25 protein-coding genes are annotated in these 23,429 nt (G+C 64.5%); 14 read left to right on the plus strand and 11 right to left on the minus strand.

Features of this window, described 5'->3' with window-relative positions; genetic code table 11:
• Window positions 1-19: 19 nt before the first annotated feature.
• From ACSBOX_RS03350 to ACSBOX_RS03365, 4 genes are all read right to left on the minus strand, one after another.
• Window positions 20-1,153, minus strand: coding sequence for an AMP-binding protein (locus tag ACSBOX_RS03350; RefSeq protein ID WP_442544795.1), 1,134 nt, complete (start codon window positions 1,151-1,153; stop codon window positions 20-22).
• Window positions 1,154-1,162: 9 nt separating this feature from the next.
• A complete protein-coding gene (locus ACSBOX_RS03355; protein WP_442544796.1) occupies window positions 1,163-2,116 on the minus strand; it encodes a 1,4-dihydroxy-2-naphthoyl-CoA synthase in 954 nt (317 codons plus the stop codon).
• Between the two features lie 21 nt (window positions 2,117-2,137).
• Window positions 2,138-2,575, minus strand: coding sequence for a VOC family protein (locus ACSBOX_RS03360; protein ID WP_442544797.1), 438 nt, complete (start codon window positions 2,573-2,575; stop codon window positions 2,138-2,140).
• 187 nt (window positions 2,576-2,762) lie between these two features.
• The gene (locus ACSBOX_RS03365) at window positions 2,763-3,491 is read right to left on the minus strand and encodes a CPBP family intramembrane glutamic endopeptidase (RefSeq protein ID WP_442544798.1); all 729 of its coding nucleotides are present in this window, start codon (window positions 3,489-3,491) and stop codon (window positions 2,763-2,765) included.
• A 202-nt stretch (window positions 3,492-3,693) separates the two neighbouring features.
• Here ACSBOX_RS03365 and ACSBOX_RS03370 point away from each other — a divergent pair, with 202 nt between their 5' ends.
• Window positions 3,694-5,172, plus strand: a complete 1,479-nt coding sequence (locus tag ACSBOX_RS03370; protein WP_442544799.1) for an amino acid permease — start codon at window positions 3,694-3,696, stop codon at window positions 5,170-5,172.
• An 83-nt stretch (window positions 5,173-5,255) separates the two neighbouring features.
• On the opposite strand, the gene ACSBOX_RS03375 is transcribed toward ACSBOX_RS03370, so the two are convergent.
• On the minus strand, window positions 5,256-5,981 hold the full coding sequence (locus ACSBOX_RS03375; RefSeq protein ID WP_442544800.1) for a dienelactone hydrolase family protein: 726 nt from the start codon (window positions 5,979-5,981) through the stop codon (window positions 5,256-5,258).
• A gap of 73 nt (window positions 5,982-6,054) precedes the next feature.
• Here ACSBOX_RS03375 and ACSBOX_RS03380 point away from each other — a divergent pair, with 73 nt between their 5' ends.
• The 5 genes from ACSBOX_RS03380 (at window position 6,055) to ACSBOX_RS03400 (ending at window position 10,201) form a co-directional block, all read left to right on the plus strand.
• Window positions 6,055-6,513, plus strand: a complete 459-nt coding sequence (locus tag ACSBOX_RS03380; RefSeq protein WP_442544801.1) for an SRPBCC family protein — start codon at window positions 6,055-6,057, stop codon at window positions 6,511-6,513.
• Window positions 6,513-7,169, plus strand: coding sequence for a pentapeptide repeat-containing protein (locus tag ACSBOX_RS03385; RefSeq protein WP_442544802.1), 657 nt, complete (start codon window positions 6,513-6,515; stop codon window positions 7,167-7,169). Before ACSBOX_RS03380 ends, ACSBOX_RS03385 begins: the two co-directional genes overlap by 1 nt.
• Window positions 7,170-7,296: 127 nt before the next feature.
• Window positions 7,297-8,520 carry a thiolase family protein gene (locus ACSBOX_RS03390; RefSeq protein ID WP_442544803.1) on the plus strand — a complete coding sequence of 408 codons (1,224 nt, stop codon included), beginning with the start codon at window positions 7,297-7,299 and terminating at the stop codon, window positions 8,518-8,520.
• Window positions 8,520-9,341 carry an enoyl-CoA hydratase/isomerase family protein gene (locus tag ACSBOX_RS03395; protein ID WP_442544804.1) on the plus strand — a complete coding sequence of 274 codons (822 nt, stop codon included), beginning with the start codon at window positions 8,520-8,522 and terminating at the stop codon, window positions 9,339-9,341. The genes ACSBOX_RS03390 and ACSBOX_RS03395 overlap by 1 nt, the downstream gene beginning before the upstream one ends.
• On the plus strand, window positions 9,338-10,201 hold the full coding sequence (locus ACSBOX_RS03400) for a 3-hydroxyacyl-CoA dehydrogenase family protein (RefSeq protein WP_442544805.1): 864 nt from the start codon (window positions 9,338-9,340) through the stop codon (window positions 10,199-10,201). The genes ACSBOX_RS03395 and ACSBOX_RS03400 overlap by 4 nt, the downstream gene beginning before the upstream one ends.
• A 71-nt stretch (window positions 10,202-10,272) precedes the next feature.
• Here ACSBOX_RS03400 and ACSBOX_RS03405 read toward each other — a convergent pair whose 3' ends face one another.
• Window positions 10,273-10,956, minus strand: coding sequence for an endonuclease domain-containing protein (locus ACSBOX_RS03405; protein ID WP_442544806.1), 684 nt, complete (start codon window positions 10,954-10,956; stop codon window positions 10,273-10,275).
• Window positions 10,957-11,362: 406 nt separating this feature from the next.
• Here ACSBOX_RS03405 and ACSBOX_RS03410 point away from each other — a divergent pair, with 406 nt between their 5' ends.
• From ACSBOX_RS03410 to paaZ, 4 genes are all read left to right on the plus strand, one after another.
• Window positions 11,363-11,962, plus strand: a complete 600-nt coding sequence (locus ACSBOX_RS03410) for a GNAT family N-acetyltransferase (protein ID WP_442544807.1) — start codon at window positions 11,363-11,365, stop codon at window positions 11,960-11,962.
• Window positions 11,963-12,115: 153 nt separating this feature from the next.
• Window positions 12,116-12,754: a LysE family translocator gene (locus tag ACSBOX_RS03415; RefSeq protein ID WP_442544808.1), complete on the plus strand. Its 639-nt coding sequence runs from the start codon at window positions 12,116-12,118 to the stop codon at window positions 12,752-12,754.
• Window positions 12,755-12,858: 104 nt separating this feature from the next.
• On the plus strand, window positions 12,859-13,584 hold the full coding sequence (locus ACSBOX_RS03420; RefSeq protein ID WP_442544809.1) for a tyrosine-protein phosphatase: 726 nt from the start codon (window positions 12,859-12,861) through the stop codon (window positions 13,582-13,584).
• Window positions 13,585-13,722: 138 nt separating this feature from the next.
• On the plus strand, window positions 13,723-15,825 hold the full coding sequence (paaZ, locus tag ACSBOX_RS03425; protein ID WP_442544810.1) for a phenylacetic acid degradation bifunctional protein PaaZ: 2,103 nt from the start codon (window positions 13,723-13,725) through the stop codon (window positions 15,823-15,825).
• 147 nt (window positions 15,826-15,972) lie between these two features.
• Here the strand turns inward: paaZ and ACSBOX_RS03430 are convergent, their stop codons facing one another.
• Window positions 15,973-16,293 (minus strand): GYD domain-containing protein, encoded by a 321-nt coding sequence (locus tag ACSBOX_RS03430; RefSeq protein ID WP_442544811.1) that lies wholly within the window; start codon window positions 16,291-16,293, stop codon window positions 15,973-15,975.
• 210 nt (window positions 16,294-16,503) lie between these two features.
• Here ACSBOX_RS03430 and ACSBOX_RS03435 point away from each other — a divergent pair, with 210 nt between their 5' ends.
• A complete protein-coding gene (locus ACSBOX_RS03435) occupies window positions 16,504-16,911 on the plus strand; it encodes a VOC family protein (protein WP_442544812.1) in 408 nt (135 codons plus the stop codon).
• 217 nt (window positions 16,912-17,128) lie between these two features.
• On the opposite strand, the gene ACSBOX_RS03440 is transcribed toward ACSBOX_RS03435, so the two are convergent.
• Genes ACSBOX_RS03440 through ACSBOX_RS03450 form a run of 3 tightly spaced genes read right to left on the minus strand, consistent with a single transcriptional unit; the run spans window position 17,129 to window position 19,627 of the window.
• The gene (locus tag ACSBOX_RS03440) at window positions 17,129-17,731 is read right to left on the minus strand and encodes a TetR/AcrR family transcriptional regulator (protein WP_059389547.1); all 603 of its coding nucleotides are present in this window, start codon (window positions 17,729-17,731) and stop codon (window positions 17,129-17,131) included.
• A 53-nt stretch (window positions 17,732-17,784) separates the two neighbouring features.
• Window positions 17,785-19,137, minus strand: coding sequence for a phenylacetate--CoA ligase PaaK (gene paaK, locus ACSBOX_RS03445; RefSeq protein WP_306959145.1), 1,353 nt, complete (start codon window positions 19,135-19,137; stop codon window positions 17,785-17,787).
• A gap of 7 nt (window positions 19,138-19,144) precedes the next feature.
• A complete protein-coding gene (locus ACSBOX_RS03450) occupies window positions 19,145-19,627 on the minus strand; it encodes a hotdog fold thioesterase (RefSeq protein ID WP_442544813.1) in 483 nt (160 codons plus the stop codon).
• A 118-nt stretch (window positions 19,628-19,745) separates the two neighbouring features.
• On the opposite strand from ACSBOX_RS03450, the gene ACSBOX_RS03455 reads away from it, so the two are divergent.
• The 3 genes from ACSBOX_RS03455 (at window position 19,746) to ACSBOX_RS03465 (ending at window position 21,479) form a co-directional block, all read left to right on the plus strand.
• On the plus strand, window positions 19,746-20,300 hold the full coding sequence (locus tag ACSBOX_RS03455; protein WP_442544814.1) for a GNAT family N-acetyltransferase: 555 nt from the start codon (window positions 19,746-19,748) through the stop codon (window positions 20,298-20,300).
• A gap of 119 nt (window positions 20,301-20,419) precedes the next feature.
• Complete coding sequence (locus ACSBOX_RS03460) at window positions 20,420-21,220, plus strand: response regulator transcription factor (RefSeq protein ID WP_442544815.1); 801 nt, start codon at window positions 20,420-20,422, stop codon at window positions 21,218-21,220.
• Between the two features lie 82 nt (window positions 21,221-21,302).
• Window positions 21,303-21,479: a hypothetical protein gene (locus ACSBOX_RS03465; RefSeq protein ID WP_442544816.1), complete on the plus strand. Its 177-nt coding sequence runs from the start codon at window positions 21,303-21,305 to the stop codon at window positions 21,477-21,479.
• A gap of 237 nt (window positions 21,480-21,716) precedes the next feature.
• On the opposite strand, the gene ACSBOX_RS03470 is transcribed toward ACSBOX_RS03465, so the two are convergent.
• Complete coding sequence (locus tag ACSBOX_RS03470) at window positions 21,717-23,375, minus strand: sensor histidine kinase (RefSeq protein WP_442544817.1); 1,659 nt, start codon at window positions 23,373-23,375, stop codon at window positions 21,717-21,719.
• Between the last annotated feature and the right edge of the window lie 54 nt (window positions 23,376-23,429).

Raw genomic sequence — 23,429 nt, forward strand, 5'->3', positions numbered from 1 at the left:
ACGGTCAGGGAGGACCTATCTATTCTCCCTGATGCACCTCGGTGAGAAGCTCGATCATCGCCAGCCGGTCCGGCTTTCCATTGGGAAGCATGATGAGTCCATCCGTGGTCAGCACCGTTTTGGGAGCAAGGGTCCCCAGGGATTCCTGGCAGCGGGCCTTGTAGTCCGCGACGCTTTCCGGGGAGCTGTCCTCGACGGCAACATACGCTGCCACCGCCTGGCCCCACTCCCTGGAAGGTACCCCGGCCACGAAAGCCGCCGTGACGCCGTCGAACTTTTCAAGCTCCGCTTGGATGAACGCGGCGGAGGCTTTGACACCGCCGGTGATGATGACGTCGTCGGCCCGTCCAAGCACTGTGAGCGTGCCGTCGGCGGCGAGCTCGCCAAGATCGTTGGTGCGGTACCAGCGGGTGCCGTCCTCGTCGAAGAATGCCTCGGCACTTGCCTCGGGCGCGTCCAGGTAACCGGAAGCCACGGTGTCGCCGCCAAGAAGGACCCGGCCGTCGTCGTCGAGCATGACCCGAACGCCCTCCAGCGGCCTTCCGTCGTACACGCAACCGCCGCACGTCTCAGCGGAGCCATAGGTGGTCACCACCTTCAGTCCGGCCTCGCTGGCGGCGTCCAGGAGTGCGGTGGCCGCGGGCGCGCCGCCCAGCAGGATGGCATTGAAGCGGCGCAAGGCGGCGAGGGTCCGAGGCGACGGCGAGTCCAGGAGCCGCAGCAATTGCGTCGGAACCAGGGAAGTGAAGCGGATGGTGTCCGTCAGTTCCTCCGCGGCGGCGGTGAAGGCCTCCGGCGTGAAGCCGTTCGAGAGGTCCATGACCCACGGACGCGTGCCGGCGAAGAGCGAGCGGACCAGGACCTGGACTCCGGCAACGTACTGCAGCGGCAGGGCCAGGAGCCACTGGCCCTCACCGCGGAGTGCGATGGCCGTGGCCATGGAAGAAGCGGCGAGTTCATCGACCGTCAGCACGGTGGCCTTGGGCGTGCCGGTGGAACCCGACGTGCGGACCACCACTGCGGCGTCCTCGAAACCGGGCGTTTCAACGGGGACGGCCGCCGGGGTGCCGTCTTCCGCGATGATGATTTCGACGGCGGGTCCCTCCTCGTGGAGGGCGGTGGCCAGGGCTTTGAGAACGGGATCGATGTTCACGGGCGAGTCCTAGAAGTAGTACGGAAAGTTGGACCAGTCCGGATCGCGCTTCTCGAGGAAGGCTTCCTTGCCCTCGACGGCTTCGTCCGTCATGTAGGCCAGGCGCGTGGCCTCCCCGGCGAACACCTGTTGCCCGGCCAGGCCGTCGTCGGCGAGGTTGAAGGCGAACTTGAGCATGCGGATGGCCTGCGGGGATTGGCGTGCGATGTCCGCGGCATACTCGAGCGCGACCTCCTCGAGGCGCTCATGGTCCACGGCTTCGTTGACGGCACCCATGCGGACCATGTCCTCCGCGGAATATTCGCGGGCCAGGAAGAAGATCTCGCGGGCGGCTTTCTGGCCGATCTGGCGGGCGAGCAGCGCCGAGCCGTAACCGGCGTCGAAACTTCCCACAGTGGCGTCGGTCTGCTTGAACTTGCCGTGCTCGCGTGACGCAATGGTGAGGTCGCTCACGACGTGAAGTGAGTGGCCGCCGCCTGCTGCCCAGCCGTTCACGACGGCGATGACCACCTTGGGCATGGTCCGCATGAGCCGCTGGACTTCCAGGATGTGCAGGCGGCCGGCCCGGGCGGGGTCGATGCTTTCCTGGGTCTCGCCGTCGGCGTAGCGGTAGCCGTCCCGGCCGCGGATCCGCTGGTCCCCGCCGGAACAGAAGGAATGGCCGCCATCCTTGGGGGAGGGGCCGTTTCCGGTGAGGAGCACTGTGGCGACATCGGGAGTCATCCGGGCGTGGTCCATGGCACGGTAGAGCTCGTCAACCGTGCCGGGGCGGAACGCGTTGCGGACCTCCGGGCGGTTGAAGGCGATCCGGACCGTGGGAAGGTCCTTTGCCACTTTTCCGTCTGCGTCCCGCTCGACCTGCCGGTGGTACGTCATGTCCTGGAAATCGTCGAAACCGGACACCGTGCGCCAGCGGGACGGGTCAAAGACGTCGGATACCTTGGCGGGGAAGTCGTTGCTCACCCTCAGAGTCTAGTAATCCACTCAGCTGATGCAGAACTCGTTGCCTTCGGGATCGGCCATGGTGTGCCATTCGTGTGGCCCTTGCTTGGCCGTCCACAGGAATTTCGCGCCCCGCGCTTCCAACGCGGCACGGACCTCGTCCTTGTCCTGTCCGTTGAGGCGAACGTCCCAGTGGACGCGGTTCTTGACGGTCTTGTCCTCCGGAACGGTCTGGAACAGGAAGCGGCGGCGGGTGTCCTTGTCCTGGTCTTCTTCGGGGCCGATGGCCGCGCCGTCCTTCCATACGAGCTTGCCGTTGTGGGTGGTGGTCTCTTCGTCCGTGGCGAAACCTTGATCCACCATGGACCGGATGAACGCCTCGTCCTGGGGCTCCACGATCCACTCGAGCGTCTCGGCCCACCAATCGGCCAGGGCGTGCGGATTCCTGCAGTCGATCACTACCTGAAAGTTCAGTGCCATGGACTGAACCTACGACGACGGCGCGTGGCCGGGGAAGTGCCTAGCGGACAGTTCCGGTCCGGGTTGCCCAACTGACTCGCAGTAAGTGTCGTTTTGGGCCTTGATAACGACATCTACTGCGAGTCAGTTGGGTGGGCCGGGCGGGCGTTGGGTGGGCCGGGGCTTGGATTGGCCGGAGGGGGTGGGGCTAGCCGCCGAGGAGTTGCGGCGGGAGCGCGTAGATCAGCACGACGGCCAGCAGGTTCTTGGCGGCGTGGACGAAGTACGAGAACATGACGTTCTTGCCCGTCCAGACGTAGACGGCCACCAGGACCACGCCCATTCCGAGGTACGGGGCCAGTGCGGGAACTACCAAGCCCTCCCGTCCCACCACATGGATAGCGGCGAAGCACAGCACGGACAGGACACAACAGAGCCAAATATTGACGCGACGGGACAGCTTGCCGATGAGCAGGTGCCGGAACAGGTACTCCTCCACGAAGGGACCCAACACCACCAGCAACGGCACCACGAACCACGGCGGCAGTTGCAGGACCAGAGACTGGAGGGTCAGCTGGTTCTGCGACTCCTTAGCCAAACCGGTCACCGTCACCAGGATGGCGGTGATCACCAGCATCGCCACGATGGACAGCGGAATCATGGCGAGCGTGAACCACGGACGGGTGGCCAGGATCAGGAAATCCCGGGCTATGACGCGCCACGCAGCCGCCACCGCGAACAGGCCCACGGAAGCATAGAACCCGAGGTTGATGGCGAAGACGGCCGTGGCAGGGTCGGGGAAAATCTGTTGTACGAAAGCCGTCACAGGCGCGGTGGCGAGGCTCAGGACAGCGGCCAATGACACATAGAGTCCGAAAGCCGCGGCGTCCAAGCCCGTGAAACGGTATAGCCTGCCGGCTGGCGGAATGGTGCCCATATGTCCAGCTTAACGCCCCTGTTTGTTGCCCGCGTCACGGTCCGCGGAAATCACCGGGTACGATGGTTCTGCCGGATTTACCTTCGACGCTTCCGCGTTTTCGCTACTGATTCGACTCGCCAAGAGGTCGATAGCTCGAATTGTTCCGTGCCAATGCGCGTGAAGCCAGGGCCGGCATCTACTCAACCCTCAAGGAACAGCTGTGCCTCAAAACACCACAACCGACCTTCAGCGTGAGCCGGGAACCCTGGCTGCGCCCAGTACCGCTACAACTTCCGCAAACCTCAGCGCCGAGGGCTACCAGAAGACCCTGAGCCGCCGCCACGTCACGATGATCGCGATGGGCGGCGCGATCGGCGTCGGGCTCTTCATGGGTGCGGGTGGACGCCTGGCCTCCACAGGTCCGGCCCTGATTTTCTCCTACGCCATTGCCGGCGTCATCGCCTACCTGCTGATGCGGGCGCTCGGCGAACTGATCATGTACCGCCAGACCTCCGGCTCGTTCGTGAGCTACGCCGGAGAAATGTTCGGCAAGAAGGGCGCCTTCCTCTCCGGTTGGATGTACTTCATCAACTGGGCCATGACGGGCATCGCCGAACTCATTGCCATCGGCCTGTACTTCCAGTTCTTCTTCCCAAATGTTCCCGTTGAACTGTCCGCCATCGCCGCGCTGGTGCTGCTGGTGGCCGTGAACCTGTTCAGCGTCAAGGCCTTCGGCGAGTTCGAATTCTGGGCTTCCTGCCTCAAGGTCGCCGCGATCCTGATCTTCCTGGCCGTGGGCACGTTCATGGTGGTCACGAACGCGCAGGTCGGCACCGGCCACGCTTCCGTGGGGAACCTCTTCGCTGCCGACGGCGGCATGTTCCCCAAGGGCGGATTGGTGATGATCCTGGTCCTCAACGCCGTGATCTTCGCTTACAACGCCATCGAACTTGTCGGCATTACCGCCGGTGAAATGCAGAACCCGGAACGCGAAGTGCCCAAGGCGATCCGCGCCGTCGTGATCCGTATTGTGGTCTTCTACGTCGGTTCCGTTACCCTGCTGGCGATGCTCCTGCCCTCGGACCAGTACCACGCGGGAACCTCCCCGTTCGTCACGGTCTTCGGCCAGATGGGCTTGCCGTGGATGGGCGACGTCATGAACATGATCGTCATCACCGCCGCACTGTCCTCATGCAACTCGGGCCTGTACTCGATCGGCCGCATCTTCCGCACCATGGCCAACAATGGACATGCCCCCAAGTGGCTCACCAAGATGTCCACCCGCCACGTGCCGTATGCGGCCATTCTGGCTATCGGCGCCGTGTACCTCGTGGGCATCCTGCTCAACATCTGGTTGGGCGGTTCGCACGCCTTCGACCTCGCGCTGAACACCGCATCCATTGGCGTCATCTTCACGTGGGGCTCCATCTTCGCCAGCCAGATCGCGCTGCGCAAGAAGAAGGGCAACGTCTCCAGCCTCCCCATGCCGGGTTCGCCGTGGACCAGCTGGGTCGGCCTGGTGGCCCTCTTGGCCATCACGGTGCTGATCGGCATGGACACCATGACGGACAAGGCCACGGGTGAGGTATTCCCCCTGGGCCTCTGGACCCTGGCCACCATCCCGTTCTTCGCCCTGGTGCTGTGGCTTGGCTGGCAGAAGGTCAAGAACAACGAACCGAAGAGCGAACTATTTAGCTAAGCCGGACGCGAACTCGCCGGAACGGTGCCGGCTCGCCCGAACCTTCCGGCGAGCCGGTCGCGTTCCGGCGATCTCGACGACGGCTAGTCCTTCAGGTGCTTTGCGAAGTGGTCCTCGATCCGCTGCCAGGCTTCCGGTGCTGCAGCCGGATCGGGCTTGATGCCCATCACCCGCATCAACGGCCGCAGAGGCCGGGGCCCGACCGCAACGTCGTTCATGAAGGCGTGGCCCGCCGTCGGGAATTCCTTGACATCGTGCTCGATCCCGAGCGTCGTCAGGGCGGCCTCCAACTTCGCGGCCGCTCCCGGCATCGACCGGTCCTTGGCTCCGTAGTTGGCCACCACGGGGCACGCGCCTTCCAAAGCCTTCTCCGGATCCCGTGGCAATTGGCCATAGTTGATGGAGGCGGCGTCGAAATCGTCGTGGGCCATGAGCAGGGCGAAGGCGCCGCCCATGCAGAATCCAATGACGCCCATCTTCCCTGTGCAACGTGCATCGCTGCGGAGCCAGGAACGTGCCGTGGACACATCCGTGAATGCCCGGCCCGTGCCCGCACCCAAGGAGCGCATGGTTGCCACGAGGCAACGCCTCGCGCCGCCGTCGCTGTAAAGATCGACGGCGAGCGTCAAGTAGCCGGCCGCGGCGAGCCGGTCCGCGTGCCTGCGCATCTCCGCGTCGAGCCCGAAGGCTTCATGGATGAGTACGACGCCGGGAAACGGCCCTTCGCCATCGGGCTCGGCCAGGTAACCCCGCAGGGTCTTCGAGCCTCCTGCCACCGCGCTTTCCGCGCTCAAGTCGATGTGCACCATGGTGCAATCCTGCCAGACCACGCAAATGTCTTGGGCAGAGGCTTTTGTCAGCGGCCGCCGTTAGGCTCGATGCATGGACCACAGCACCACGCTCAGCCAGCACGTCAACGCCTCACGGGAGAAAGTCTGGGCCGTCATTTCCGATATTCCGGGCTCGCCCAGGACCCTTTCCGGAGTCAAGGCCATTCAGATGCTCAGCGAGGGACCCTATGGTGAGGGCACGCGCTGGAAGGAAACCCGCGCCATGATGGGCAGGGAGGAGACCGTGGAAATGCACGTTTCCGAGTGCGATCCTCCGCGCGCCACCACGGTCAAGGCCAGGCAAGGCGGTGCGGACTACACCACCCGTTTCACCCTCGAAGAGCGCGACGGCGGGACCGAGCTCGCGTTGTTCTTCGGCGCCGAGGTCCTCAAGCCGACATTCTTCAGCAGGGTCATGATGGCCGCGTTCGGGAAGCTCGGAATGAGCGTCACCCGCAAGGCGCTTGCGAAGGATCTCGTCGAGATCGCGGCGAAAGCGGAGACGCTCTGATGGCGCTCGCGAAGGTGGCAGCACCCCGGATGTCCCCGATCAGGCTCGACGAACTCCGTGACGAACCTGCCCCGGACTTCCAGCGTGGTGAACGTTACGACGGCGTCCGCCTCACCCGCGCCGTGGCCGACGGAGCGGAGCTGAGCGGGGCCGACTTCATAGAGTGTGAATTCAACCAGGTGTCTTTCAACGAGGCACAACTGCGTGGCGCGACCTTCCGGGACTGCATCCTAAATGAGCCGTACGCGCCGGTGTTCAAGGCTGCGCGGACCTCGTGGCGTGAAGTGGAGATCAGCAACCCGCGTTGGGGTTCAGCGGAGATGTACGAGGGCGCCTGGAATTCGGTAAAGATCGACGGCGGCAAGCTGGACTTCCTGAACTTGCGTGGATCCAAGCTCACGGATGTAGTGATCACGGGCTGCATCATCAACGAGCTGGACCTCGGGGCTTGTACGGCGACGCGCATGGTGCTGAAGGATTGCACCATCGGGACGCTGGACGTCGCCGGGGCCAAGCTCAAGGATGTGGACCTGCGTGGCTCGGACTTCCGGATGATCAACGGACTTGGTGGACTGTCCGGCGTCGTCATCGATGATTACCAGCTCAGCCTGCTGGCACCCCTGTTGGCCGGACACCTGGGTATCCGGGTGATTTGAGTGACGGTTGACCGCGGCGCCGTTGACCGAATGACGGTTGACCGCGGGGCGGCGCCGTGTAATCTTTATAGAACGAACGGTCGGTAAATTATTCGCCGGCCCCGCTCCCTTCGCGAAGGATGTTCTCATGGTCGAGGCTTTTCTTGTTGGCGGTGCCCGCACCCCTGTAGGCCGTTACGGCGGCGCACTTTCCGCGGTCCGGCCGGATGACCTGGCAGCCCTCGTGGTCCGCGAAGCCGTGGCCCGTGCCGGCGTCGACCCCGACGCGATCGACGAGGTCATCCTGGGCAACGCCAACGGCGCCGGCGAGGAAAACCGCAATGTTGCCCGCATGGCCACCCTTCTCGCGGGGCTGCCCCTTCACATCCCCGGCATCACGGTCAACCGCCTCTGCGCTTCCGGAATGAGCGCCATCGTCATGGCCAGCCACATGATCAAGGCCGGCGCTGCGGACATCGTGGTGGCGGGCGGCGTCGAGTCGATGAGCCGGGCCCCGTGGGTGCAGGAGAAGCCCACCACGGCCTTCGCCAAGCCGGGCCAGATCTTCGACACCTCCATCGGCTGGCGCTTCGCCAACCCCCTCTTCAGCAAGGGCGAGCTGTCCCGCGGCGGCAAGATGACCTATTCCATGCCGGAAACTGCCGAGGAAGTCGCCCGTGTGGACGGCATCTCCCGCGAGGACGCCGATGCCTTTGCCGTCCGCTCGCACGAACGCGCGCTTGCGGCCATTGCCGGCGGCCGCTTCAAGGAAGAGATCGTGCCGGTCACGGTGAAGACCCGCAAGGGAGAGACGGTCGTGGACACCGACGAAGGCCCACGTGAGGGGACCACCATGGAGGTCCTCGCCGGGCTCCGCCCAGTGGTCGCCGGGGGCTCCGTTGTCACGGCGGGCAACTCCTCCTCGCTCAACGACGGCGCGTCCGCCATCATCGTTGCGTCCGAGGCTGCCATCGAGAAGTTCGGCCTCACCCCGAGGGCCCGCATCATCGACGGTGGCTCGGCCGGCTGCGAACCGGAAATCATGGGCATCGGCCCCGTTCCGGCTTCCCGGAAGATCCTGGCCCGGTCCGGGCTCACGGTCGGTGACCTTGGCGCCGTCGAACTCAATGAAGCCTTCGCGACGCAATCGCTCGCGAGCATGCGACGTCTGGGCCTCGATCCGGACATCGTCAACCTCGACGGCGGTGCGATCTCCCTGGGGCACCCGCTGGGTTCCAGCGGCTCGCGTATCGCGATCACCTTGCTGGGCCGCATGGAACGCGAGCTGGGCAGCGCCGACCGCAAGATCGGCCTCGCGACGATGTGCATCGGCGTCGGGCAGGGCGCGGCCATTCTCCTGGAAGGCGTGTAATGGCGTTGAACCCCGAGGAATTCGGAACCCTGCTCATTGAAGAGCGCGAGGACCGCGTCACCGTCCTGCTGAACCGGCCCGAGGTGCGCAACGCGATCGACCAGCAGATGGTGGATGAACTCCATCGGGTGTGCGATGACCTTGAACGCGAGCCGAAAATCCTGATCATTGCCGGCGTCGAAGGCGTCTTTGCGTCAGGTGCCGATATCGGCCAGTTGAGGGAGCGCCGGCGCGACGACGCTTTGCGCGGCATCAACTCCACGATTTTCGTGCGGATCGCGAAGCTGCCCATGCCGGTCATCGCGGCCCTGGACGGTTATTGCCTGGGCGGCGGGGCCGAACTCGCCTACGCCGCGGACTTCCGGATCGGCACGCCCAGCCTGCGGATCGGCAACCCGGAAACCGGACTGGGCATCATGGCCGCGGCCGGTGCAACGTGGCGCCTCAAGGAACTCGTGGGGGAGCCGATTGCCAAGGAAATCCTCTTGGCGGGCGCCGTTCTCCGCGCCGAGGAAGCCCTGCGCATCAATCTGATCACCCAGATCCACGAAGCCCCCGTGCTGATGGAAGCGGCCCACAACCTTGCCGACCGGATCGGCCGGCAGGACCCCTTGGCTGTCCGGATCACCAAATCCGTGTTCCACGCTCCGGCCGAAGCGCATCCCGTGATCGACACACTGGCCCAAGGCATGCTTTTCGAATCGCAGGCCAAGTTCGACCGCATGCAGGCGTTCCTGGACAAGAAGAGCGCCAACCCCTCCAGCGACAACCCCTCCAGCGACAACCCCTCCAGCGGCAACCCAGACAGGACCCGAAAATGACAGCAACGCCCGCTATCCCGCATGTTGTCGGCGTCCTCGGCGGTGGCCGCATGGGCGCCGGCATCGCCCACGCCTTCCTGATCAAGGGCGCCACCGTGATCGTCGTCGAACGCGATCACGAGTCCGCCGCAGCCGCGCAAGGTCGCGTTGCCGACGCCGTGGCCAAGTCCGTAGCCAGAGGCACCCTGACGGGAACCGCCGAAGAAGCTCTGTCCCGGTTCAGCACCTCCACCGATTATGACTCCTTCGTCCACTGCGGGCTCGTCGTCGAAGCCGTGCCCGAGGACTACGAACTCAAGGTTGCGGCCCTCAAGGCCGTGGAGGAGCACCTCTCGGCGGACGCCTTCTTGGCCTCCAACACCTCGTCGCTCTCCGTGACAGGCCTCGCTTCGCAGCTCCGGAGGCCGGCCAATTTCGTGGGCCTGCACTTCTTCAACCCTGTCCCGGCCTCCACGCTCATCGAGGTGGTCCTGGCCAAGGAGACTTCGCCGGAGCTCGCCGCCACAGCGAAAAGCTGGACCGAGGCACTCGGCAAGACCGCCGTCGTCGTCAACGACGCGCCCGGCTTCGCCTCCTCGCGGCTGGGTGTTGCGATCGCGCTCGAGGCGATGCGCATGGTTGAGGAAGGCGTGGCCACCGCCGAGGACATCGACGCGGCCATGGTGCTCGGCTACAAGCACCCGACGGGACCGCTCAAGACCACGGACATCGTGGGCCTGGACGTGCGCCTCGGCATCGCCGAATATTTGCATTCGACGCTGGGGGAGCGGTTCGCCCCGCCGCAGATCCTGCGCGACAAGGTTGCCCGCGGCGAGCTGGGCCGCAAGACCGGCAAGGGTTTCTTCGACTGGACTGACTAGCTGCCTCCGTGTCTCCCAACTGACTCGCATTTAATGTCGTTTTCAGGCCCCATAACGACAACAACTGCGAGTTACTTGGGCGCCCAGCCGCGGTCCAGAAGCACGGCACTGACTTTCGCGACGGCGGACCGTGCGTCGTTCTCCATGTGCCGTTTGGAGATCCTCACCAGGTGCCATCCGGCACCGGCGAAATCCTCTTCGCGGGCGATGTCCCTGACTATCTGGGCCGGCCCGGAATGCGGTTCGCCGTCGTATTCGACAGCCACACGGTGTTCCGGATAGCCCAAGTCCGGTTGACGCACGACGCCGGCACCTAGCTCAGTGGCTACGTTCAGTTGCGGTTCGGGCAGCCCGGCGTTTTCGAGGGCCAGCCGGAGCCGGGTTTCGGGCGCCGAGTCCGAGCCGATCCGTGCCTGTTCGAGAGCCAGGCGCGCTTTGCGGATTCCTGGCGTGCCTTTGTGCCGGTCCAGCATGTCGGCCAGCTGTTCCAATGTTGCGTGCGGCTCTGTCCGGCCTTCAAACTCCGGCCGCGGCATCCGCACCAGATGATCGGCCACAACGGTCAATTCATCCACACTCATCTTCCTGGACACATCGAGCCAGGTCCGGGTGCGCGTGGTGACCAGAAGCCCATCAAGACTCGTGATTTCGTCGTCGAAAAACTGCCCGACATGCCCAACCACCCCGGTTCGCCGAGGAATGGCCATGGTGTCCGGACGCGAGATGTGAATGCCCGGATCATCGGTCCCGGGCAAAAATCCAGGGAACGACCACAGAGCGAACGCCGTCGCGTGTGATGCAGCCGAGAACCCGGTCACCGCAGTGAAAGGACGGACGAAACCGACGTCCGCCGCCTGCCCAGGGACCAATGCGTGGTCCGGAATCCGGATGCCCCGGCTTGGCGAGGGGAGCGATCGGTGCCGCAACCGCCGTCGGCTCACACCGGCGTCGACCGCTTCTTGAAAGGTAAACGGGGCGTTCGCCAGTAGCGCCGGCAAGGGTTGCGGGGTCCTCATGCCTTATCGTTGCAAATCCTGGAACGCCATTTTGAGTTATCCACAGGCAATTGCCCCGGCACTCCAACTGACTCGCAGTTGTTGTCGTTTACAGCCTCCAAAACGACAACAAATGCGAGTTAGTTGGGTCGGTTAGGCTGGCTGGGTGACTCTCATTGCACCCGTGACCCTGGATGGCCGCTTCGTAACCCTGGAACCACTCAGCCCCGAGCACCACGACGGCTTGGTGGAAGCCGCGAAAGACGGCGAGTTGTGGAAGCTCTGGTACACCTCGGTCCCGACGCCGGAGGGCATGGCCGCGGAGATCAAGCGCCGGCTCGGGCTGCAGGAGCAAGGATCCATGCTTCCATTCGCCACGCGTTTGAAGGCGGACGGCAAGATCATCGGCATGACTACCTACATGAACATCGACGCCGCCACTCCGCGCGTCGAGATCGGCTCCACCTGGAACGCCGCCTCGGCACAGGGCAGCGGGAGCAACCCGGACTCCAAACTGTTGCTCCTGGGGCATGCTTTCGAAACCCTTGGCTGCCCCGCCGTCGAATTCCGCACGCATTGGCTCAACCACCAGTCCCGCGAGGCCATCGCACGGTTGGGCGCCAAACAGGACGGCGTCCTCCGGAACCACTCGCGGACTGCGGACGGAGTGCTCCGGGACACGGTGGTTTTCTCGATCCTCGAACACGAGTGGCCGGCTGTCCGCACAGGCCTCGAGTTCAGGCTCGAGAAGCGCTTCCCCAAGTAGTCCCCACCGCCACCCTCCCCTCGCAAGCTCGGCCAGGGAACCCTGGCGGCGTGGGCCCACGCAATTGATGTCGTTTTCAGCGCTGATAACGACATTAAGTGCGAGTTAGTTGGGTTAGCCCGAGCCACATCCCTCCTCCGGAAGCAGTCCCACATGGTCGAACAACTCATGGCCTTCGCGCTGACCTGCGTCGTCGTCGTCCTCGTTCCCGGACCCGATTTTGCCCTGGTGCTGAAGAACGCACCCCGCGGACCTGGCTCAGCGGCCACCACCGCGATCGGAATCATGGTGGGCAACACGATCCTTGCCCTTCTCGCCGTGCTCGGCGTCACCGCGCTCCTCAGCGCGTCGGAAGTCCTGGGTAACGTCATCAGGATCGCCGGTGCCGCGTACCTGCTCTACCTGGGGACCCGCGCCCTGATCGAGGCCTTCGGACGCCCCCGGAATCAACCCACTGCGGCCCCCGAACCCCGGCTTGGATTCCGAGGGAACTCACCGTTCCTGCAAGGAATGGTCAGCAATCTGCTCAACCCCAAGGTCGCCGTCTTTTACCTATCCCTTTTCCCCCAATTCAACCTCGCACCGCTGCCCCCTCTGGGCCAGCACGCGTTGATGGCGGGCATCTTCCTGCTCACTGCGCTGGTTTGGTATGTCGCGCTGGTGCATGCGCTCAAGAGAATCTCCACCGCGCTGGCCCGTCCACGCGTGAAGCGGATCATCACCGGCGGATCCGGGACTGTCCTGATCGGCGTCGGCGGGACAATCCTGACGAAATCCCTGGCCTCCAGCTAACGGCCGCGCAGCTAACAGCCCGCCCTTTTTCAACCCCCGCTCACATATATCCGCCTCCCCGGAAACCCTCGCTCACCTATCCCGCGTGTGGTTAGCTGTCCGGTATGGATGGGATCTCAACCGCCGCCAAGCAGCGGGGCGTCCGTTGGGACGGTGCGGTGAACGCCTGGCATATCGCCGGAAGCGTGTACCGGATGGGGCGGCGGGAATGGCTCACCGACGCCGGGTGGCAGCAAATGTACGACGCCGGCATCCGCACCGTGATCGACTTGCGGACCCTTCGTGAGCAGCAGCCCCGGGAGATCGATCCCGAGGTTTCAGCGGAGGCGACTGCGCGTTTCGACATCGTCCATTGCCCCACCGAGGACCCGGAGGACAAGGAGTTCACCGAGCTCTTTGGTCCGTATTTGAAAGATCCTGCCCACTACGCCGACTATGTGCGGCTCTTCCCGGACAAGCTCGCCGCGGTTTTCAAGGCCATCGCCGCGGCACCCGGCGGGGTGGTGGTGCACTGCGCGGCCGGGCGGGACCGTAGCGGGATCATCGCCGTGATGCTCCAGAACCTTGCAGGAGCGAGCGATGAGGAAATCGTGCGGGGTTACCAGCAGGGAATGCGGGGAATCAACGAGCGCCACCGCCACCATCGCGCCCCGCACGCCCATGATCCCTTCCTCGAGGAAGACGCGCTCGAAGCCATGTTGTCCGTACGCACGGCCAGCCTCCTGGAATTCGCACATTCCCTGGACACCTTCGCCTTCCTGGGAGCGAACGGCGTCTCCGAGGTGGAAGTCGCCGCCATCCGGGCCAAACTCAACGCTCCGGGGCGGTAGAGGGACGCAGCCCCGAGGGCCATCTAGTGTGCAGATCGGGCCTCTCATGTATTCTGGGTTGTATTACCGAACGGCCGGTCAGTAATTTGCGGTCGTTCTGTCCATTTCGTGCCCGTGCCTTGGAAGGACCCGTCGACGATGACCAGTACCGCAGTCGCTCCGGAAGCCACAACCGTTGAAACCGTGCCCAGTTTCGTCCAGGGCGAGTGGTGGACCCCCAGCGCCGACGCCTCCGCGGGCGTGCCCGTCCGCGACGCCAGCACGGGTGAGATCCTTGCAACGGTCAACACCGACGGACTGGACCTTGCCGGCGTCGTGAATTACGGCCGCACGGTGGGCCAGCGCGAGCTCGGCAAGCTCACCTTCCACCAGCGTGCCCTCAAGCTCAAGGAACTGGCCCAGTACCTCAACGGCCGCCGCGAAGAGTTCTACACGTCCTCCTTCAAGACCGGCGCAACCAAGATCGACTCGATGGTGGACATCGACGGCGGCATCGGCGTGCTCTTCACCTTCGGATCGAAGGGCCGCCGCGAACTGCCGAACTCGCAGGTCGTGGTGGACGGTCCCATGGAAGTCCTGTCCAGGGACGGTTCCTTCGCCGGCGAGCACATTTACACCCGCATCCCGGGCGTCGCGGCGCAGATCAACGCCTTCAACTTCCCCGTGTGGGGCATGCTCGAGAAGTTCGCGCCCGCGTTCATCGCCGGCGTCCCCACCATCGTCAAGCCAGCCACCCCCACCGGTTACGTTGCCGCCGTCGTGGTCAAGGCAATCGTCGAGTCGGGCATCCTCCCGGAAGGCTCGCTGCAGCTCATCTCGGGATCCGCCCGCACCCTGCTGGACCACCTCGACTACCGCGACCTTCTCGCCTTCACCGGCTCCGCCTCCACCGCCAACTCGCTGAAGTCCCACGTCAACGTGGTCCAGGGCGGCGTCCGCTTCACCTCCGAAACCGACTCGCTCAACGCCGCCATCCTCGGCCCAGACGCCGTGCCCGGCACCCCCGAGTTCGACGCCTTCATCAAGTCGGTCGTCACCGAGATGACGGTCAAGGCCGGCCAGAAATGCACCTCGATCCGCCGCACTATCGTGCCCCAGTCGCTGGTGTCCGACGTCGTCTCGGCCATCGGTGCGCGGGTGGACGAGCGCGTCGTGGTCGGCGACCCGCGCGCAGAGGGCGTCACGATGGGCGCCCTCGCGTCCCTCGAGCAGCTCGCCGACGTCCGCGCCGCAGTGCAGTCAATGCTCGACGCCGGTGGCGAGCTTGCGTACGGGACGCTCGATTCGCCGTCGGTCACCTCGCTCGACGGCACCGTCGGTGTCGTGGAGGGCGGCGCGTTCATGTCTCCGGTGGTCCTGAGCTGGGCCGACGTGGACTCGGAAGCTGTCCACTCGCTCGAGGCCTTCGGTCCGGTGTCGTCCGTGATCGGGTACTCGGACCTCGACGACGCCGTCCGCCTCGCCGCCCGCGGTGGCGGTTCCCTCGTAGCCTCCGTATGCACCAACGATCCTGCGGTTGCCCGTGAATTGGTGACCGGAATCGCGGCGCACCACGGCCGTGTCCTGATGCTCAACCGCGAGGACGCCCGCTCGTCAACCGGCCATGGTTCGCCCGTGCCGCACCTGGTCCACGGCGGGCCGGGCCGCGCCGGTGGCGGCGAGGAACTCGGTGGTATCCGCTCCGTCATGCACCACATGCAGCGCACCGCCATCCAGGGCTCGCCGAACATGCTCACCGCTGTGACCGGCGTCTGGCACGCAGGCGCGGACCGCAACTTCACCGTGGAGTCGGAAGGAACGCACCCGTTCCGGAAGTCGCTTGCAACCCTGCGGATCGGCGACGCCGTGCGGTCCGAACTGCGGCAGGTCACCCTGGACGACATCACCGCCTTCGCCAACTCCACTGGCGACACCTTCTACGCCCACACCAACCAGGAAGCGGCCGAGGCCAACCCGTTCTTCCCGGGAATCGTGGCGCACGGGTACCTGCTGCTCAGCTGGGCCGCCGGGCTGTTCGTGGAACCCGCCCCGGGCCCCGTCCTGGCCAACTACGGCCTGGAGAACCTGCGCTTCATCACACCCGTGGCCGCGGGGGATTCGATCCGCGTCACGCTCACGGCCAAGAAGATCACGCCGCGCGAGACCGACGAATACGGCGAAGTAGCCTGGGATGCCGTCCTGACCAACCAGAACGACGAAATCGTAGCCACCTACGACGTCCTGACCCTCGTGAAGAAGTAGCCACCCCTTCCGACGCCCGCTCACGTATGTGGGTGTTTGGCCGGACGCCCGCTCACGTATGTGGGTGTTTGGCCGGACGCCCGCTCACTTATGTACTGCACACGGAACGCTCCCCATCACTGGGGAGCGTTCCGTGTCTGACGAGTTCTATTGCCCGGGGGCGCGGTACGCCGGGGTCTTCTTGGCAGCTTCGTCGAGATCCTCAACCGTCATGAGCGGCTTCAAATGCAGGCGCACAGCGCCAGTCGCGTTGATCATGAGGGAGAGTGCAGCAGCGCTAGCCGCATCGGGGATCTCGAAGACCCCGACGACGTCGGTCTCCCCGAAAGCGTAGTAGAAACATTCGAGCGATCCGTCTACGGATTCGAGTGCATCGACCACAGCATCGCGGCGTTTGGTGCCGCCCTCGCGCAACAGCCCGTTGATCCCGTCGCCGACGTAGTTTGCTTCGAATAGATATTTCGTCATGGTCTTCCCGTCCCGTGATGTCCAGGACTCGGGCCTCCTACGGTGCTCCCATCACCTGTTGAGGGAAGGTCCCGGAGTTGTTCCCCTGCGAGGGGCTGTGCACATCGTAGGCCGAGGCTGTCGCCCTGACAACGGGGCTGGACCAAGGTTTGCTCACAAGGTCTTTCCGATCCCGTGCGGCGTAAGATTTTTTGCGTAGGAGGTGGCGAAGTGAACCTAGCACTGAGAACAGCCACAACCGTCTTGCCCATCGACGACGTGGACCGAGCCCGCAGCTTCTACGCTGAGAAACTCGGCCTCCCTCATCGCGGCATGACCTGGGATGGAAATGATTTGTTCGGCATCGACGGTGGTCCCATGCTGCAGTTGATGCCCATCAAGGACGGCATGCATTCATCGCACACTGCCCTTTCCTTTGAAGTCAGCGACATCGAGCGGACAGTCGACGAAATGGAGGCGAGCGGCGTCGAATTCCGGGATTACGATCTCCCTGATCTCAAGACCGAACACCACATTTGTACTACCGACGCCGATCGTTGCGCCTGGTTCATGGACACGGAAAACAACGTCCTCTGCGTCCATGAAAGCTTGGGTATCCAGGCCGAATACCAGCTCTGAAACACTCGCGAGCACCACGAAGAACGCTCGCTCACTTTTAGTGAGCGAGCGTTCTGCCATATGGCCGCATACGTGAGCGGGCGTCGGTTGAAAGTGCCGCATACGTGAGCGGGCGTCGGTTGAAAGTGCCGCATACGTGAGCGGGCGTCGGTTGAAAGTGCCGTATATGTGAGCGGGCGTCCGGGGGAAAGCGAGGGGGTGGAGGCGGAGGAGAGACCTACGCCGAGGCGTGGAGGCCGTCGAACGCCATGGTGATGACGTCGTCGGCCAGGCGCTGCGGGGAGAGCGAGCCGCCCGGTTTGTACCACTCCACGATCGAGTTGATGGTCCCGAACAGGAGCCGGGTCACGGTGCGGGGATCGATGTCCTGGCGCAGGGTGCCTTCTTCGCGCGCGGCCGAGATCAGCGCGGCCACCTTGTGGTCGAAGGCACGACGCCGTTCGAGGGCGTCGCGCTCGATCTCCGTGTTGCCTCGGAGCCGCAGGAGCAACGTGACGAACGGCAGCCGGTCAACCAATACGGCGATCGTCTGCCGCAGGACAAATTCCAGTCGGGCGTCTGCTGCCCCGGTCACAGCCTCGGGCTGTTCGAGGATGGCCTCGAGCCCACCCAGTGCGTGCTCGAGGGCGAGCTTCAGGAGGTCGCCCTTGGACGGCACGTGGTGGTAGATCGCCGACTTTGAGATCCCGAGGTTTTCGGCCAGAATGCCCATGGACGTGGCGTCGTAACCGTGGCGGTTGAAGACGTCGACGGCGATGAGCAGCACTGATTGCTGGTCGTATCCGGGGCGTCCCCGCTTGGTTACTGTTTCACTAGGCATGCTGGCCATTTTCTCATGAACGTTCGGTTGATCCGTGCATCCGCCGGGCCACGTTACCTCTTGGGTCGCATGTCGTAGACGCGGCGCAGCTTGCCGTTGGAGCGCTCGAGCGAACCCGGCTCCACGACGTCGACGACGCAAGAAGAACCCACGTGGATCTTGATCTGCTCGCGCAAGGCGTGTGCCGCCGTCGTGCCCGCCTCGACGGAAACGTTCTCGCGGCGCTCAATCTTGACCGTCAGCGAATCCATGCGCTTGCCCTCGGGACGGGTGAGCTCAAGCTGGAAGTGAGGGCTGAGCTCGGGGATGCGCAGGGCGATTTCCTCGATCTGCGACGGGAAGAGGTTCACGCCGCGCAGGATGATCATGTCGTCGCTGCGGCCGGTGATGCGGCCCATGCGGCGGTGCGCAGGGCGGGCGGTGCCGGGCAGCAGCCGGGTGAGGTCCTTGGTGCGGTACCGGATGATCGGCAGCGCTTCCTTGGTGAGGGAGGTGAAGACGAGTTCGCCCGGTTCGCCGTCGGCCAGCACGGCGCTTTCCCCGCGGGATGGATCGAACGGATCGATGATCTCGGGGCGGAAGTGGTCTTCCCAGATGTGGCAGCCGTCCTGGGTCTCGACGGCCTCGCCCGCGACGCCCGGGCCCATGACCTCGGAGAGCCCGTAGATGTCGCAGGCCTTGATGTTCATGGTGGTTTCGAGCTCGTGCCGCATTTCCTCGGTCCACGGTTCGGCGCCAAGCACCGCGTACTTGAGCGAGGTCGACGCCGGATCCACACCCATGTGCGCCATTGCGTCGGCGATGGTAAGCAGGTAAGTCGGGGTTGCCAGGATGGCGTCCGGCTTGAAGTCCTGGATCAGCTGGATCTGGCGCTCGGTCTGGCCGCCGGACATCGGGATGACGGTGCATCCGAGCGCTTCGGCACCTGCGTGGGCACCGAGTCCGCCGGTGAAGAGGCCGTAGCCGTAGGCGTTGTGAACCTTCATGCCCGGTCGGACGCCGGACGCGCGGAGCGAGCGGGCCACGAGCGTTGCCCAGTTGGCGAGGTCGTTCTTGGTGTACCCGACGACGGTTGGCCGGCCAGTGGTGCCGGAGCTCGCGTGGATGCGGGCTACTTCGTCCTGCGGCACGGCGAACATGCCGAAGGGGTATTCCTGGCGGAGGTCTTCCTTGGTGGTGTACGGGAACTTGCCGAGATCGGACAGTTCGCGGAGATCGGAAGGGTGGACGCCGGCGTCGTCGAACTTGCGCTTGTACAGCGGCACGCGGTCGTAGGCGTAGGCCACTGTGTGCTGGAGGCGGCTGAGCTGCAGGGCCTCGAGCTCGTCGCGGGAGATGGTTTCTTCGCGATCCAGCTGTGCGGTGTTAAGCGGTGCGTCGGGAGCGGCGACGGTGTTCTGTGTCATGGTCTTCCTACTTCTTGGAGATGGTGCGGCTGCGGCCACGGAACTCGGCGATGAGCTCGCCCCAGCTAGCCGGATCCCCTGGGGTTCCGGCGCTGGCAAGCTCGCTGGGGTCGGCCGCGAAGATCTGGATGTCGTACAGGCCGCTGCGGCCGTTGTTGGCGCGGCGGTTCGCGACGGCGGTGATCACCTGGCCTTGATAGGCCGGCTTGAGGAAGTTGATGTCGACGCCGGCGGCGACAGTTATGGTGTCGGCTTCCGACGGTGAAGGGTTGGCCGGGTTGCACGCGAGGGCAAACGCTGAATCGGCGAAGGCGAAGATCATTCCGCCGTGGGCCATTCCGAAGCCGTTGAGCATTTCCTGCCGGAGCTTCATGCGGACGGTGGCGTGGCCGTCGTCGACCTTGAGCACCTCCAGGCCCATCCATTCGGAGGCGTAGTCGTTCTTGAGGATCTGGTGCTGCGCTGCGCCAGAAAGGGTGGTCTCAACCATGCGTCGTTGCCTCCAGCTTTATTTACCGAATGTTCATTAGGTAATCCCAGATTGATTGAACTGTCAAGAGGTGATCGTTCGGCGGGACGGCTCCGGACCCCCGTAGTAGCCTCGAATCATGCCCCTCATCGAACTGCCCATCCGGACTCCGAGGCTCGTGCTTCGCCGATTCGAGGCCACTGACCTGGAGCGATTCCACGGCTACCAGTCACTGGCCGAGACTGCCCGGTTCCTGCTCAGGCAGGAGCTGACCCTCACCCAATCCATGGAGGCGCTGGGCCGCTACGCCAACTTCGCCTTCGAGCAGGAGGGCGACTGGGCATGCCTCGCCATCGAGCGCGCGGACTCGCCGGGGTTGCTGGGCGAAGTGGTGCTCAAATGGCTGCCGGGCACGGGGCAGGCCGAAATTGGCTGGATCCTGGCGCCGGAAAGCCGAGGCCAGGGCTACGCCGCCGAGGCGGCCGAGGCCGTGCTCCGCTTGGGTTTCGAGAACCTCATGTTCCACCGGATCGACGCCAAGCTGGATGCCCTGAACACGTCGTCGTCGGGATTGTGCGAGCGGCTCGGAATGCGCCGCGAAGCCGAGCTCGTGGACAACTGGCACTACAAGGGCCAGTGGTCCACCGAAGTCATCTACGCGATGCTCGACACTGAGTGGCGGGCCCGGAAATAGCATCCGCTACACGGACAAAGCGGGACTTACGCCGACATGCGCGAGAATAGCGGGTACCGCCGGTGTTAAGGTGGGCTGAGCATAAGAGAGATGGGGATCTTGTCGTGGGCGCATCGGGCGTGGCTGTAGTAATCGAGGATGACGATGACATCCGTGAGGTAGTCCATGCCGTCCTCGAGGCATCGGGCCTGGAGGTTTACGCGGCCGGAAACGGCATCGACGGCGTGGATGCGGTCCGCCGTCACAACCCCGACGTGATCACCTTGGACCTTGGCCTGCCGGACATTGACGGGATTGAGGTCACCCGTCGCGTCCGGGAGTTCAGCGACGCCTACATCATCATGCTCACGGCCCGCGCGCGCGAAGTGGACACCCTGCAAGGGCTGTCCGTTGGCGCCGACGACTTTGTCACCAAGCCCTTCCGCCCCCGCGAGCTCCTGGCCCGGGTCGAGACACTCCTTCGCCGGCCGCGAGGCAGCAAGCTTGTGAGCGGTTCCGCGGGGAGCACGACGGCGGAGCTGCCGCCCGCCCAGGGGCCGAACTCACCAACCGCACCCACACCCGTGATTCCGGGGACCGAGCCATCGGGGCTGGAACACAACGGCCTCTTCCTTGACGTCGCCACGCGGACTACCCGGGTGGATGACGAAGAGGTGCAATTGACCCGCACCGAGTTCGACCTTCTTCAGGCCCTCATGGAAGCCGGACGCGTTGTCAGAAGCACAACGGGGCTCGCCCGCTGGCTCCATGCCAGGGAGTACGAAACCGGCGGCTACGTCAGCGAATCCGAAGAGCGTGCGATCCAGGTACACATCGCCAATCTGCGGCGGAAACTCGGTGATTCGGCGCAGTCGCCGCGTTGGGTTGAAACCGTGCGCGGCGTCGGTTACCGGCTGGCAGCAAAGACGTCGCAAAACTGAGCCAATCTTAAGCGAACCTTTAACAAGCCTCTTTACGCTGGGAAAGTCAACTTCGGATTTTTACGGCTCAAAGGAGCACTGCATGAAAAAATTCGCCGCAACACTTCTCATGACGGGCGTGCTCGCTATTGGCGGATTTGTCACCCCCGCCAACGCCGCCCCGAAGCACGACACCACCAGCACCACGAGCGCCACAGTAACGACGGTTAACCCCGGCACTGTTGTCCACTACGCCTCGATCGGTTGGTGGCCCAACTAGCTCGCACTAGATGCCGTTTAGACGCCTCATAACGGCATCTACTGCCAGTTACTTGGGTAGACGCACAAAGAACACCGCCCCGGGCAACCGCTCTGGGGCGGTGTTTTGTTTGTCCGAGGCCGGGGGCTGCCGTTCCTGACCCTGTTTGCCGCGGTTGAGCCCCGGAATGACGCGACTCGCCGTGTCGTAAGCGCTTTCCCAATTCAAAGAAGGTCAGGACGGAATCAGCAGCGCGCCTTAGCTCTCTGTATCCAGCGGCAGCCGGACTGAAACCGTGGTTCCCACGCCAAGGGCGGACTCGACATCGAGCCGGCCGGAATGGCGTTCCACAATGTCGTGGGCGATTGCCAGGCCAAGCCCGCTCCCGGGGATGGCCGCGGTGGAGGCGTTTGAGGCGCGGAAGAACCTCGTGAACACTTGCTCGATTTCCGTTTCGGGGATCCCGACGCCGGTGTCCTCCACGCTGACCACGACGCTGGGAACAGCGCCTGGGTCCGAGGTGATCCCGCTGCTGACCGCCACGTGGCCGCCGTCGGGCGTGAACTTGATCGCGTTGCTGATGATGTTGGCGAAGACCTGCTCGAGCTTGGCTTCGTCGGCCTGGACAGTCATGGTTCCTGGCGCGTGCATCACGGTGAGGGACAGCGAACGGGAGTCGGCGAGCGGCTGCAAGGTCGAGACGACAAGCCTGAGCAGGGTGCCCACATTCACGCGGCTCAATTGGAGGTCGCCGGACGTGTCCTGGTGCGAGACGGTAAGCATGTCTTCGATCAGCCGTCGGAGCCGCTCGGCATTTCGTGAAATGACGTCGACCATGCGCTCGACACCTGCGGGAAGAGGTCCGCCGGCGCCAGTGCGCATCATGTCCAGATAGGCCGTGATGGACGTCAAAGGTGTTCGAAGTTCGTGGTTCACGGTTGTGAGGAAGTCTGTCTTGGCCTGGTCGAGCTCCTGGAGCTTGTACATGACCTGCTGTTGCGCGCCGATCAGGTGGCTCTGCATCAGGCCATACGCCAAGTTCCCCGAGACGTGCTGGATCAGGCCTATTTCGGCGCGGGTCCATTCCTGCGCCGTGTCCGGGCGCGCGATCCACATGACCCCCAGCACGAGTTCTCCCTCGCCTACCGGCACCACAACAGACGCCGACGGCGCGCCCGCACCTCCCGCACCTCCCGGCGCGCCCGCGCCACCCAGCGCACCCGCACCCCCGGAGTCACCCGCGGGAGCACGTTTCGGCAGCGGCTGGACCTCCGCTTCCGCCCACAATCGTTCCGCCATCTCGAACGTGGCGATGTCGCCGGTGAGCTCGCCGGGCAGGACTCCCGGTACCAATCCCGGAGCGTTCCATTCGGCGCTGACCTGCGGCACCCGCGTGTCCGGGAACGTCGTGAACCAGACGTGTTCCGCGCCAAGGGCCTCGCCGATTCCCTCCACCAGATGCTGCGCAATCCGGTCCGGGTCAATGGTGGACCGGATCGCCGCGGACACCTTCCGCAGGCTCTCCCGCAGCGACTCGGCTTCCGAACGGCGCCGCGTGCGTTCGGCGGCACGGGCTATCAGCACAAGAGCCCTGGATGCCCGGAAGGACGGAGCTTGGCCCTTGTAGATGAAATCCGCAATGGCCCAGCCTTCCAAGGTGGCAATATCCAGTTCGTCCTCGGGATCCAGCATGAGCAGAACCGGGCCGACATTCCTGGGCAGGAACTCGCGGAAGTCGTTGTCCACCACCAGCACGTCGCTTGGTTCGCTGTCCAGCGCGACCGCAAGCGAACCGGCGTCGGACGCTGAATGAACCAAGAACCCTGCGGCGGAAAACGCAGTGACCGTCTCGGCGAGGCGGGCCGCGTCGGGGTCGGCCACCAAAGCGCGGTTTGGCACCGTTGAGTCGTTAGTCAAGCTACGCTCCTACTGTCCGGATCGGTCCCCCTTGGAAGCCTACTATCGAGAACG

This window comes from Arthrobacter sp. KN11-1C (genome assembly GCF_052180225.1).
In the GTDB taxonomy this organism is placed as follows: domain Bacteria; phylum Actinomycetota; class Actinomycetes; order Actinomycetales; family Micrococcaceae; genus Arthrobacter.